The 13,866-nt window shown below is 31.5% G+C and carries 13 protein-coding genes; 2 read left to right on the top strand and 11 right to left on the bottom strand.

Annotation, left to right across the window (positions count from 1 at the left end; all coding sequences use genetic code 11):
• Positions 1-10 precede the first annotated feature (10 nt).
• From wzx to JMUB898_RS01455, 8 genes are all read right to left on the bottom strand, one after another.
• The gene (wzx, locus tag JMUB898_RS01490; protein ID WP_002444578.1) at positions 11-1,378 is read right to left on the bottom strand and encodes an O-unit flippase-like protein; all 1,368 of its coding nucleotides are present in this window, start codon (positions 1,376-1,378) and stop codon (positions 11-13) included.
• A gap of 3 nt (positions 1,379-1,381) precedes the next feature.
• The gene (locus tag JMUB898_RS01485) at positions 1,382-2,755 is read right to left on the bottom strand and encodes a hypothetical protein (RefSeq protein ID WP_002444580.1); all 1,374 of its coding nucleotides are present in this window, start codon (positions 2,753-2,755) and stop codon (positions 1,382-1,384) included.
• 1 nt (position 2,756) lies between these two features.
• On the bottom strand, positions 2,757-4,568 hold the full coding sequence (locus JMUB898_RS01480) for a polysaccharide biosynthesis protein (RefSeq protein WP_095323337.1): 1,812 nt from the start codon (positions 4,566-4,568) through the stop codon (positions 2,757-2,759).
• A gap of 30 nt (positions 4,569-4,598) precedes the next feature.
• Positions 4,599-5,366: a tyrosine-protein phosphatase gene (locus tag JMUB898_RS01475; RefSeq protein WP_002444583.1), complete on the bottom strand. Its 768-nt coding sequence runs from the start codon at positions 5,364-5,366 to the stop codon at positions 4,599-4,601.
• Between the two features lie 2 nt (positions 5,367-5,368).
• Positions 5,369-6,064, bottom strand: a complete 696-nt coding sequence (locus JMUB898_RS01470) for a polysaccharide biosynthesis tyrosine autokinase (RefSeq protein ID WP_002444585.1) — start codon at positions 6,062-6,064, stop codon at positions 5,369-5,371.
• Positions 6,065-6,072: 8 nt separating this feature from the next.
• Positions 6,073-6,735, bottom strand: a complete 663-nt coding sequence (locus JMUB898_RS01465; protein ID WP_002444587.1) for a Wzz/FepE/Etk N-terminal domain-containing protein — start codon at positions 6,733-6,735, stop codon at positions 6,073-6,075.
• A 387-nt stretch (positions 6,736-7,122) separates the two neighbouring features.
• Positions 7,123-7,248 carry a hypothetical protein gene (locus JMUB898_RS12825; protein WP_002444589.1) on the bottom strand — a complete coding sequence of 42 codons (126 nt, stop codon included), beginning with the start codon at positions 7,246-7,248 and terminating at the stop codon, positions 7,123-7,125.
• 160 nt (positions 7,249-7,408) lie between these two features.
• Positions 7,409-7,510: an SE2200 family small protein gene (locus tag JMUB898_RS01455; RefSeq protein ID WP_002444590.1), complete on the bottom strand. Its 102-nt coding sequence runs from the start codon at positions 7,508-7,510 to the stop codon at positions 7,409-7,411.
• 271 nt (positions 7,511-7,781) lie between these two features.
• On the opposite strand from JMUB898_RS01455, the gene JMUB898_RS01450 reads away from it, so the two are divergent.
• Complete coding sequence (locus JMUB898_RS01450) at positions 7,782-8,408, top strand: FMN-dependent NADH-azoreductase (RefSeq protein WP_095323336.1); 627 nt, start codon at positions 7,782-7,784, stop codon at positions 8,406-8,408.
• Between the two features lie 74 nt (positions 8,409-8,482).
• Here the strand turns inward: JMUB898_RS01450 and JMUB898_RS01445 are convergent, their stop codons facing one another.
• The 3 genes from JMUB898_RS01445 to JMUB898_RS01435 all read right to left on the bottom strand — a co-directional run bounded on the left by JMUB898_RS01445 (position 8,483) and on the right by JMUB898_RS01435 (position 12,021).
• A complete protein-coding gene (locus JMUB898_RS01445; RefSeq protein ID WP_232019004.1) occupies positions 8,483-9,364 on the bottom strand; it encodes a poly-gamma-glutamate hydrolase family protein in 882 nt (293 codons plus the stop codon).
• Between the two features lie 191 nt (positions 9,365-9,555).
• Positions 9,556-11,130, bottom strand: a complete 1,575-nt coding sequence (locus JMUB898_RS01440; RefSeq protein WP_002444593.1) for a poly-gamma-glutamate hydrolase family protein — start codon at positions 11,128-11,130, stop codon at positions 9,556-9,558.
• A gap of 444 nt (positions 11,131-11,574) precedes the next feature.
• The gene (locus tag JMUB898_RS01435; RefSeq protein WP_002444594.1) at positions 11,575-12,021 is read right to left on the bottom strand and encodes a MarR family winged helix-turn-helix transcriptional regulator; all 447 of its coding nucleotides are present in this window, start codon (positions 12,019-12,021) and stop codon (positions 11,575-11,577) included.
• A gap of 171 nt (positions 12,022-12,192) precedes the next feature.
• On the opposite strand from JMUB898_RS01435, the gene JMUB898_RS01430 reads away from it, so the two are divergent.
• Positions 12,193-13,833, top strand: a complete 1,641-nt coding sequence (locus tag JMUB898_RS01430) for an alpha-keto acid decarboxylase family protein (protein ID WP_126501885.1) — start codon at positions 12,193-12,195, stop codon at positions 13,831-13,833.
• Positions 13,834-13,866 lie beyond the last annotated feature (33 nt).

The raw sequence follows: 13,866 nt of genomic DNA, 5'->3' as shown, positions 1-13,866 counted from the left end.
CAAACACTTACTAATTTGCTTGGAATTCTTTTCTATCATTTTTAATATCTTTAATTACATACACGATCCAATACCAATTATTGAAAGCTAATTGAATCAATAATAACGGTAGAATGAGCCAGATCAATTTTGAATTTAAAAATTGAAGAAGTATAACTTGTACAATAACAGTTACGATTGCCGACAATAAAAAGGATTTATGATGTGGTATGAGGTTCTTAGTTGATAAGAAATTCGTAAACAACATCTGATTATTATATAGAAATCTATAAAGCATGATAATAATCATAGGTACTAAACTAAATAAGTGATAGTCTGCTCCTAATATATCTAATACTAAGTTGCCCAAAACTAAGAATAATATGAAAGCAACAATAGTAAAGAAACAACTCGTCACTATTGCTTTTCTAAATAAATTAATTAATTCATTAAATCTATTTTTTACTCTAAGATAGTTAAATTTTGATAAGTATGTATTGTAATAAGAGTTAGAAAGCATAATAATTAATGTCACAATTTGATTTATAAATCCAAATTGACCTGAAACCTTTAATGACAAGTAATATGAGCTTAAGATAATCGGAAAATTGATAATCAAATAATTTGATAAAGAAAGTGAGCCTGTTCTTAACGTATTAGGTAAGATAGCCTGGAAAATTTCTTTATCGTATTTAACTTTAATTTTATGTTTGGTTTTTTTCGTTTCATGAGAATAATTATAATAACTGAATGATTGTAACAGACGATTTACTATCACTGAAATGAAATAAGCTACTGAAACACCTATCAAACCATAGCCTAGAAAAAGCAACACAACTGAAATGATAAGTTGAGTTAGTTTAGTTACTACTAAGATTTGATTATATGTTTTAATTGCTCCAATACCCTTTAAAATCGAATTCCAATAAGAAAAGCTAATATTAAGAACAATCGAAAACATATAAAAAATCCATGCTATTAACATCGTTTTAATATCTATTTGACCACTATTGATATTAAACATGTACCACGTCCCAAAAATGCTAAATAGAATAAATATAATTATTCCCATTGAAGTATAAATAAATTTCACTGTTGATAATACTTTTGAAAAATACGGTATGTTTAATGTTGAATTTTCACTTGTTGCTAGTTCAAACCCTTCACTTTTTACACTGTTAGCGCCTGACCATAAATAGCTTACATTACGAGATATGATGGTTTGAAAGCCAAAATCAATTAGCATTGCCAAACCATATAATGAAGTAAATGTATACCATAACCCTAGCTCAACCGTATTTAAGTAACGAATGATTACTGGAAGAAGGATAATATTTATACCCTGAACCATTAGTAAACTTAAATAGCTCCATGCAACATCTTTTCTCCCGATATTCATAAATTACTCCTTTTTATAACTTATTTTACTATTTAAATAAGCTATTAATAATAAAATCAATATAAAGTTCGTAAAGAATGATGTAAGTATTGTAGCGTTAGACATGAATAGCATTGAGAATTTCAGACAGAAATATGACAAGATATATAACGTAAATACTGACTTAGTTCGAAATACCATCTTATCTAAAAACATTACGACAATAAGTCCAATAACCGAAAAAATAGGAGCTAAGATTGTCCCAAAGTAAAGATAACCTTGGCCTAAGATGGGCACGATTTGGTCAGCAACACCTGTCGTTTTATAAAACATGTCATTAAATGCTATTAATGCACTTTGACTTTGATGGAAAAAATTGTTTATAAAGACAACTGAATGAGTTAAATCACTCATAATTAAATTAAAATCAAATGGTCTTATGACACTACTTGTTTCAATTGAGTGTCCCACATTGATTAAGCCAGAAAAATATAATTGAATATCAGTGTTAAAATTCTCTAAAGGACCTGCTGAGTGATAAAGCGATCTCGATCCTATAGTTACATTTGTTTGTTGCTTTAACAATGTAGATACCGAAATAACTAATAAGCTAAGTATCAAAGACGATCCTATAATTAATTTTCTGTACTTATTATAAAGAACTAACAAAGCAAATAATCCTGTTACTAAAGGAATGATTATACTCGATCTACTAGTCCCAGTTATAAATGAGGCAGAAGCTACAATAACTATAAATGATAAAAATAAGTAAATAATGCTATTTTTCTTTTCATAATATTTGTGAATAATATTAAGTATACTTACAGTGAAAACAATTTGAGCTAGCTGAATCAGTAATGCAAATAAAGTGACATTCTCATTAGCAGTATCAGTCTTTAATTTACTAGCCGACCAAATAAATGAATAATTTCCTAAAACTGAAGGTTGACTAATTATAATTAACAACGCAAAAGCTATGAATATCCATCCAAATATATTAGATTGAGATTTAACATTTCTAATTTTTGAATTGTTAGAGTAAAAGTACTTGTGTAATAACGCAAAAATTAGAAACATAGCAATCATTTCATATACCATAAGTAAAACCGCTTTGCTTTGAATATCGATGGATACAGTTGAACCCATTTGGATATCTGAACCATATAAAGCCATTAAAAAAGGTGAAACAACATATCTTAATAGCATAGTAAAGTTAATAATTGTAATTCCTAAGTTATTAAAAATATATCTACTAAATGAAGGAAACACTACAAATAAAAGTACGAATACAAATGGTAAAAGTACTAAATTATTTGGTATATGCTGTGTAGTGACCATATCTAATATGATTGTAATAATAGATGAAATAATTACGAACAATCTATAAAAAAGTGTCATTTTAAAACTTCCTGTTAGCTAATTTTAATAAAATATCTCTTATCTTTTCTTTATTAACAACTAATTCCTTAATTGTAGAATCTAACTCTTCTTTCGAAGCTACTGAAGTTTTACCGCGGTAAATTTTTTCATATACCTGTTCTGGATGAACTTCATTTTCATTCAATAATTCTTCATATAACTTTTCTCCAGGTCTTACACCAGAGAATTTAATTTCAATTTCATCTTCGCTTTTACCACTTAATCTAATTAAGTTACGTGCCAAATCAACAATTTTGACTGGTTCTCCCATATCTAATACGAATACTTCTCCACCTTGGGCTAAAGCTCCGGCTTGTAGAACTAACCTAGATGCTTCAGGAATAGTCATAAAGTATCTTGTCATATCTGGATGTGTAACTGTCACTGGTCCGCCTACTTCGATTTGTTTTTTAAATAAAGGAATAACAGAACCTCTAGAACCTAAAACATTACCGAATCTTACAGCAACAAAATCTGTATATCCGTTTTTATCATTTAAACTTTGAATAATCATTTCTGCTACACGTTTTGAGGCGCCCATTACATTAGGTGGATTAACAGCTTTATCAGTAGAAATCATTACGAATTTTCTTACTCGTGCTTTTTTTGCCGCCACTGCTACATTACGTGTACCTATTACATTGTTGTTAAATGCCTCTTCAGGGTTATACTCCATTAAAGGCACGTGTTTATGTGCAGCAGCATGGTATATTGCGTATGGTTTATAAACATTTACAATTTGCTCAATACGTTCTTTGTTTTGAACATCTGCTATAACTGGTACAATTTCGATACTATCTCCATATGTGTTAGTAAGTTCTTGGTTAATTAGATAGATACTATTCTCACCGTGTCCTAATAGAATGATTCTCTCAGGTTGGAATTTACAAACTTGTCGACAAATTTCTGATCCTATTGATCCCCCAGCCCCAGTTACTAAAATTGTTTGATGTGTCAATTCCTTAGATATCATGGCCATATCTAGCTCTACTGGGTCTCGCCCTAACAAGTCTTCAACTTCAACTTTTTTTAGTTGATTAACTTCCAATTCCCCAGATAATACATCTTCTATGCTCGGCATTTTAAATAATTCAATTCCCGTACTTGTACAAATATCATTAATTTCTTTATATCTTGAAGCGCTGAGTGTAGGTATAGCAATGATAATTCGCTTTATTTTGAATTTATTAGTTAAATAAGGTATATCTTCAATCGTACCTTGTACCTTTACACTATCAGCAATAGTTAATTTACGTTTATCAGGGTCGTCATCAACTGCTAAAATAGGTTCAAGATCCATATCACTTCTTAGCATTTGTCTAATTAAAAGTGATCCGCCACGTCCCGCTCCTACTATTAAAGTAGGTTTTTTCTTAGGCTTATTCCCACCAGTTACATATTTTCTACTTACTCTCCAAAAGATTCTGGACCCACCAATAAGAATTAAATGCATCATCCATGTAATTAAATATAATCTTAAAAATGGTGGATGACCTGAAAAGATTGGCACAATTAAAATAGTAGTAAGTATGGAACATGTTACTGATTCAACTATAAGAAACAGCTCGTTGACACTCGCGTATTCCCAGGCTCTATGATATAAATTAAATAAGTATGCAAAAACATGATGAGAAAGTAGTAATACTATTGCAGATATAATCAAAATATCTGGTGAATAATTTTTAAAATAAGGTTCTAATATTTCATAACAAACAAATATTGAAAAGAAAACTATCAAAGAATCTATAATTAATAAAATAATCAGACGCTTTCTTGCATTTAATTTATCCACGTCTATATCTCCCTCCCATTCTCAAAAACACTAAAATAGACCGAAAAACTTTTTATTTTTGTAATTCTGAGTTGGTTGCTTCTTAGATACATCTAAGTTCTTAACTACAGATTCTGAATTCTTCATAAAATCTTCTAAATCTATTCCTAAGTCTTTTAATTTTTTATTTTCAAAAATACTTTTCATTTTAAAAGGTCGTACAGTTTCATGATGTGCATCTGAAGCAATAAAATGTGTTAAATGATTCTCTATCATTTGTATAGAAATCTTCTGTAATTTTTTACCATTACCCCCGGATAAAGAAGATGAAGTTAATTGACTTAATGCGCCTGCTTTAACAAGTTGATAAAGTTTGTCTAAATCTTGCACAATCCCTTTATTTCTCTCAGGATGGGCAATAATTGGCACGTACCCTTCAGATAACAATTCATAAAATAATCTTTCAGTGTAATGAGGAACACCATTCGAGGGAAGTTCAATCAATAAATACTTAGAATGATTTAAGCTCAAGATATTCCCTTTTTCTATTTCTGGCAGAATTTGATCAGTTATTCTAATTTCTTGTCCAGGATAGATTTTGATTCCTAATTGTTGTACCTCTTCCATGGATCTAAGTTCCTCAATTTTATTTAAAACTTTTTTACGCTCATTATTAAAAACCGGACTTAAGTGATGCGGTGTGGCAATGATCTCGTTCACACCTTCCGACTTTGCTTGTTTTAATAATTGAATTGCATCTTCTCTGTTCTTAGGTCCATCATCCACATCGATTAAAATATGATTGTGTATATCTATCATTGTTATTCCTCTTCTCCATAGTAAGAATAATAACTTGATGATTTGTCTCTTGGAGTTTTATTTAAAACTGCACCGATAATTTTTCCATCTGCTTTCTCAATAAGTGATTTAGCCTTTTTCACTTCATATTTATTGTTTTTTTCCGCATCAATAACAATAATTGCATCTTTAACATATTGTAAAAACACTTGCGCATCTGTCACTGTATTAACAGGTGGTGTATCAATTAATACAAAATCGTATCTTCTTAATAATTCATTGTAAATTTCATAGAATCTGTCAGAATCTATCAATTCTGAAGGATTAGGTGGTATCGGTCCTGATGTAAGTAAATCTAAATTTGGAACCCTAGTTGATCTGATAGCTTTGTCGTAATCCGATTTACCAATAATCAAATTTGATAATCCGTCATAATTTGCTTCTTCGAAAATATAATTTTGAGTTGGTTTACGCATATCACCATCAATAATTAAAGTCCTATACCCAGCTTGAGCATAAGTCGTTGCGATATTAGCTGAGACAATACTCTTACCCGCTGCCGGTTTTTCAGAGGTAACGATGATACTTACAATTTCATCTTTAGCTCTAGAAAACATAATATTAGAACGAATACCTCTAAATTTTTCACTAATAATTGATTTGGGTTTATCATTAACAAAAAGTGGTTGTTCAAGTTTTTTTCTTTTTTCAGCCATCATTATTCTCCTTATTTAATTTTTTGGATAGAACCTAGTACAGGAACACCAAGTTCTTTTTCAACATCTTCTTCAGTTCTAATACGCTTATCAAAGATTTCTCTTAAGGCTGCTATAATAATTGCTAAAACTAAACCTAAAATAAGTCCTGCAAATAAGTTCATTATTGTTCTAGGTGAAACTTTCTCTGCGGTACCATTAGCTTTAGAAAGTATAGAAACATTATCTACACTCATGATATCTGGCACATCTTTACTAAACACTTTAGCCACATCATTTGCAATTTTTTCAGATTCTTTTTCACTTTTGCTTCTAACTCCAACATTAAGTATTTGAGAGTCCGCTTCAGTATTGACGTCAATCATTTTAGATAACTTATCCGCTGAGTAGTCTTTATTTTCTTTGGCAACATCATCTAATATTCGTGGACTTTTAATAATTTCTGCATATGTATTAACTAACTGAATGTTACTTTGTACTTCTTGAGCCATCATTTTAGATTCTTTTTCTTTTTGGCTCACTAAAATTTGAGTAGATGCTTCATATTTAGGTTTAGCTAAAAAGAATGTAAAAATGGCACTTAAAATTAAAAAAATCAAAGGAATAATCACTAAAAGTTTCCAATTTTTCTTAATAATCTCCCAAACTCTCATTAAATCTAAAGTATTTTCCATATTAACCTCCAAACAATTTCCTTTTAAATGTTTGTTTAATTAAACCGCTATTCTGAAAATTTGGGATTTAATTAAACTAGCAATTACAAATGTAAGTTATTATCTTTATAAAAATGTTTTATTCTCGTAATCACCTTATTTCATTAATACTATACTTAAATTTCAAAGGAACTTTTAATTAATTGTAAATTTCATGTAAATTACATAATAAAACATGGCACCATACTTAAATTTAAGTTATAGATAAAAAAATGCCCAATTAATCCATTTTTGATTAATTGGGCTTATAGGTTACATTATATATTAATTAGTTAAGTTTTTGTATATTGCTATACACATTTATTTAATATTTTTAAACACTAAGAATAAAGTGGTTTTATACTATTTCTATAATTCTGCATTAGACATACTATGTTTCTCAATTTGATTGCGCTTAATCAGTTTAAAACCTGCAAATCCTCCAACTACTAGTGCGACTACTACTGAAACGCCAATAATAATATTTCTAGTCATGACTTATTCACCTAATCCTTTCTTAAATTCTGTCAATTTTGTAAAGCTATATTTCAGCTTTAATATATACATATATTTACCCTAAAATAAAAAAATGAGACAAATCTTGTTGGATTTTGCCTCATCTCTTAAATATTGTTATTAACTTTAAGGTTTAATTTTAGTATTCGATGTTTGGTGCTTGGTTTACGTGATTTTGATATTTTTTGAAACCGTAGTATGCTACGCCAGCTAATGCTAAAATGACTGCTAATTTTTTCATTAATAACACTCCTTTCTTAGTTGCATAGTATGAACATGTAAGCTGTTCAAGTCTTTAGTACTATTATACACATTTTAAAGTTAATTTTAAAAATTTCAAATTCATATGATATTAATTCTATGAGAATATATTTCATAGCCAACTCCATTTGAGTCAATAACAACTTTCTTATAGTCCATTAGGATGATTTTTCATCTACTATATTGTGTAATTATCTGAACTGAGTATAATAATTATATCAAACAAACAACATTTTAAGGAGAAGCAAAAAATGGCAAAATTATTATACATTACAGCTCATCCGTTAGATGAACTTGTATCAAACTCAATGGCAGCAGGTAAAGCTTTCATCGAATCTTATCAAGACAATCACTCAGATGATGAAGTTAAACATATCGACTTATTCACTGAAGATATCCCTTATATTGATAAAGATGTATTAACAGGTTGGGGTAAAGCAGCTAAAGGCGAAGAACTTACTTCAGAAGAAAGTAAAAAGGTAACTCGTCTTGGAGCAATTCTTGACGAATTCTTAGAAGCAGATAAATACGTTTTCGTAAGTCCAATGTGGAATTTATCCTTCCCACCTGTTTTAAAAGCATACATCGATGCTATTGCAGTGGCAGGTAAAACATTTAAATACACTGCTGAAGGCCCTCAAGGTCTATTAACTGATAAAAAAGTACTTCATATTCAATCTAGAGGCGGCTATTATAGTGAAGGCCCAACCGCAGAAGTTGAATCTGGAGATCGTTATTTAAGAAATATTATGACATTCTTAGGCGTTCCTTCTTATGAAACAGTGATTATTGAAGGTCATAACGCTGAACCTGAAAAAGCTGAAGAAATCAAATTAGCTGGTGTTGAAGAAGCTAAGAACTTAGGTAAAACATTCTAATATATTCATTAAAAAATTCTCAGGTGCGCACATGCGTATCTGAGAATTTTTAATTTTAGCAACATCACTATTCATTACCTATCTTCACCTGAGTCATCGACTTGTTGTACTGCTTTATCGATTGCATCTGAAAAGCGATACATGACAGGTGACCAGTTACTTCTTTTATTTCTAGAATTTGGTGAAAGTTTCTCGTTCACAAATAAGGATTTTCTTAAAGCCGTTGTTAATTCGAGTTGAACACCTTTACCCTTTATATTCTCATTAACAAAATTCTCTTTTAAATCGCCGCCTAAATAGGATGGTGCGATTTTTACGACAAAATGATGTTTAACTAATTGCTTTTTAATGGCTTCTTTTAATGGTGTATCTAATCCGCCTAAATAAATGACAGGTTGATTTCCCTTAGCACCATGAATCGACACAGTAAAGTCTTTAGATTTCACCATATTTAATAATGTTGGATCGTTGTAATGTGCCGATGTGACGTGTAAATCTTCTGCATGTTTTTTTCTCAAAACTGTAAATGAGTAATAATCATAGTGATTATCATTAGCGATTAACTTTGTTAATTCTGTAGTTCCCGCTTCTATATTTCCACCATGAGGCGCTATAACAAGAACGTTACTCCCCACTTTTCTAACTTCTTTCTTCCAATCCACACCTTTTTTCGTATGTTTAAATAATTGCGTCATAGAATTAAAATGATCTTTATGATGTACATCTTCTTGAGCTGGCTCAGAAGGTTCTAAATTTACTACTGACTCTCTTCCTTTTTCATCATCATGACCAGCAATCAGTGGTATGTGATGAAGTTTAGAATGATGCGCTGTTGAATGATTAGTCTCTTGCTTATTGGTGCATGCATATGTTAATCCTAAAACTAGAATAATTGTGCTAATAAGTATTAATATTTTCTTTTTTCTTAAGGTACTCAGTGATGTTCTCTTTTTCAAAATCAAATATTTCCCTTCATATATTTATAAATCTAAAAGTTTAAATTCTTGATATTAGAATATTACGCTTCTTCCATTTATAAATATAAAAAATAATAGAGCTAACGAAATCATCCTTTAGCCCTATTATGACAATATTGTTATATGATTGTTATGTTAAAATTTCAAAAATGAATTTATTCAAACCAAATTTATTTTTCCGGATAAATATTGTGAATACTTGTATATAATGCATCAACAAATGACTGCATCAACGGCGTCCAATTGTTCTCATTAGTACGATTCTTAGTATTTGTATCTCCATTATTGAAGAAAGCCTTTCTTAAAGCAGTCGTCAACTCTAATTGAACACCTGTAGTTCCATCTTGTCTATTAATAAAGTTTTTATCATTTTGACCACCAAGATACGCAGGTGGTACTAAAACTTTGAACCCGCGACTTTTTAATTGAGCTTCAATCTCATCTCTTAATGCGGAATCTGGTCCTCCTAGATATACAATCTGTTCAGTACCAGCTGCACCGTGAATTGAAATAGTGGCAGTACGGTTTTCTATCATTTGGTTGAGCGTTGCATCATCATAATGCGTAGAAGTCACATGTAAATCAGAATTATTTTTAGATCTCATCGCTTCAAATGAGAAATAGTCATAATCTCCTTTATTAGCCAATGCCTTCGTTACCTCAGTCGTACCCTGTTCTATATTTCCACCATGTGGTGCTACAATCAGTACTTTCGTTCCATTATCTCTTGTTTCTTTTTTCCAATCTACCCCTTCAACTGTCTGATTTTCAAGTTCCGTCATAGATTGATATTTATCTTTTTTACGTTCAACCGGTGCTGTACCAATTTCATCTTGTTTACTATCTATTGGAACTGTGGTTGTCGGCGGTGTCGTTGGTTTAGTATTTGTAGTAGATGGTGTATGAGTTGTAGATGTCTTAGGTTGTGTTGATGTTGACGTAGTTTTTGTTGTAGATTTTGTCGTCGTTGTTGATGTTGTGGGTTTGGTTGTTGAAGTCTTAGTTGTTGAAGTCTTAGTTGATGCTGATGTAGATGGCTTTGTTGTCGATGTGGTTGGCTTTTTGGTTGTACTCGTACCGGTTGTACTTGGATGTGTTGTAGTTGATTTACTAGGTACTTTTGTATGGCTTGTTGTTCCGCTCTTACTACTTGAAGTTGACTTAGATGTACTTTTCTTTGCAGTTGACGTCGTCGTAGGTTTCTTCGTCGTTGTTGAAGTTGATTTCTTAGTTGTAGAAGTTGATGCTTTTGTTGGTGTTGTAGTTTTAGCTTTTGATGTTGTAGACGAAGTTTTTGATGATTTCGTAGTAGTAGAACGTTTGGTTGTCGTAGATGTTTGAGTATGTGTGCCTGACTTAGAGGATTTCGTTCTGCTTGTAGAAGTCGTCGGTGCTTTAGTAGCAGTTGTATTCACTCTTTGGCTTGTAGATTGCTTTGTAGATGCTTTCGTTACAACTGGTTTAACATTTTTAGTGGTTTGTTTGGTAGGTGTAACTTTCTTTGTAGTTTGAACTTTACTTGTGTATTGAACAGGTTTAACTACTTTTGGTGTTAATTTTGTAGTTTTAGTTGTCGTACTTTTCCCACTTGTCGATGTACGATTTGGTTGTGAATAGCTCGAATGCGTACTTGCGTGTGCTTGAGTTCCCATTGCTCCAAACGCGCCTAATCCAAATAATGCAGTAACTGCCCCTAGTGACAGTTTTTTTATTGAAAAGGCACGTGTAAGCCCTATTATTTTCATTTACATTTCTCCTTAAATATTGATTAACATAAAACAATAATATACTAATTTTTTATAAAAGCAACAATTTTTATTTGGTTGCAATCGGCATTTAAAACATTCTATAAAATACTTTATTCTTCACATTAATCAACTTTCCTTACATTATTGAAAGATATCTCTAAAGGAATTGAATCCCTTCTATTACTTATATAACCTAGATACAGATGAGTAAACGAGGAGGGAATTAAATATGAGTGCAGGCGGTTTAGGCTGTATTTTGTTACTTATACTTTTAATACCAGTCGGTCTTATTGCATTAGTCATTCATCTTGTAAGAAAGCATATTCATTAATACCCATTTATATATTAAATGATTATAAAAGAAGCTGAGACGCTTCATTAATATGCTCTCTTAAATGTCTACTTTGTAGAGAGCACATCACACATTTAGTCTCAGCTTTCCTAGTCTTCTTTTAAATGTTCAATTGTTTTGAAACCTTCACGATAATTCGCTAATTCTTCCATAATTGCGTACCAATCATTTCCTACTTTCTGCTTTGTACGATGGAACAAGTCGTCTTGAGCTTTATTTAATTTACGAATCAATGCATCGCCCTTGTCCGTAGAATATAATTTCTTCACTCGTCTATCGATTTCAGATGTTTCTTCAATAATTAATCCTTCTTCTTTCAATTTGCGTAACGTACCATGCGACCCTTGTTTAGATATTTCTAGTGTGATTAATAATTCTTTAATGGTAATTCCGGGTAACTTATTTATGAAGAATAAAAAACGATGGTGTTGACGACTCATACCATATTCTTCAATAATTTCATCTGCTGTGGTGATAAAAGTTTTGTACGCAAAATAAAATAGCATGTGTTCATAATCATTTTTATTCATCGTCATCTTTACTCTTTCCCTTCCGTCCGTTACCGTTATTATAATAAATTTTGGATATTACGTCATCATTTATAAAAGGAGTTAATTTGAAATATAGGTCAAGTTAGTTGACGTTATTTTACAAAAGGTTTATCGTTTTAAGTGGAATAAAAATACAATACAAAGGTGGAATTGAATATGAAACAACGCGTAGGACAATATTTAATGGACGCAGTTTACGCAGCCGGAGTTGACAAAGTCTTTGGTGTGCCGGGAGATTTCAACCTAGCCTTTTTAGACGATATCATTTCTCATGATCATATAGAATGGATTGGTAATACAAATGAATTGAATGCAAGTTATGCAACAGATGGTTATGCACGCATTAACGGATTAGGTGCAATGGTGACAACATTTGGAGTTGGTGAACTTAGTACAGTTAACGGCATTGCAGGTTCATACGCAGAACGTGTACCAGTCATTGCCATTACTGGAGCACCTACTCGCGCAGTAGAAGAAGCAGGTAAATTTGTCCACCATTCACTTGGTGAAGGTACATTTGATGATTATCGTAAAATGTTTGAACCTATTACAACTGCACAAGGTTATATCACACCTGAGAATGCTACTACTGAAATCCCAAGATTAATTAATGCAGCAATACAAGAACGTCGCCCAGTACATTTACACTTACCTATAGATGTAGCATTAGCTGAAATTGAAGTTTCAGAAACTTTCCAACCTGAAGCATTACCACAACAAGATGTTCAAAAATATGTAAACATGATTGAAGATAAACTCAAATCAGCATCACAACCACTTATTATTGCAGGTCATGAAATTAATAGTTTCAACTTGCATGAAGAATTAGAAGAAATTGTAGATCGTACGAATATACCTGTTGTTCAATTATCATTAGGTAAAGGCGCATTTAATGAAGAAAACCCTCATTATGTAGGAATATTCGATGGCGAAATTGCTGAAGATAAGATTAAAGAATATGTAAATAATAGTGATGCTATTTTAAATATTGGTGCTAAATTAACAGACTCAGCAACAGCTGGTTTCTCTTATCAATTCGATATTGATGATGTCGTAATGATTAATCACAAGAACTTCAAGATGAATGACACTGTTGCAAATGATGTCACATTACCTAGCTTAGTACATGCATTGAAGGGTCTTAATTTTAAAAATGAAAACGACTACCCTCAATACGAAAGACCACAAGCACACAATTATGAACTTAATAATCAACCGTTAACTCAAGAAACGTACTTCAACATGATGCAAGATTTCATACAACTGGATGATGTCTTAATTGCAGAACAAGGTACCTCATTCTTTGGTGCATATGATTTAGCATTGTATAAAGACAATACGTTCATCGGACAACCATTATGGGGTTCAATTGGTTATACATTACCTGCTACATTAGGTACACAAATTGCTAATCCACATCGTAGAAACGTCTTACTTATTGGTGATGGTTCTCTACAATTAACAGTACAATCACTATCTACAATGATTCGTCAAGACTTGAAACCAATTATCTTTGTCATCAACAATGATGGTTATACTGTTGAAAGAATGATTCACGGTATGAAAGAACCATACAATGACATTAAGATGTGGGATTATAAAGCATTACCTGCTGTATTCGGTGGAGACAATGTGGCAGTCCATGATGTAAACAATTCAGAAGAATTAATGCAAGCATTTGAAGATATTAAAGCGCATAATGATCGTATGCATTATGTCGAAGTGAAAATGGCTGTTGAAGATGCGCCTACTAAACTTAGCGAAATTGCCAAAGCGTTTGCATCTCAAAATAAATAACTCTTGTGAAAATTAAAACCTATAGAATGATTG

The sequence above is a fragment of the Staphylococcus caprae genome, assembly GCF_003966625.1.
In the GTDB taxonomy this organism is placed as follows: domain Bacteria; phylum Bacillota; class Bacilli; order Staphylococcales; family Staphylococcaceae; genus Staphylococcus; species Staphylococcus caprae.
Note: the sequence above shows the minus strand (reverse complement) of the source record. Positions and strands in the feature narration are given on the sequence as shown.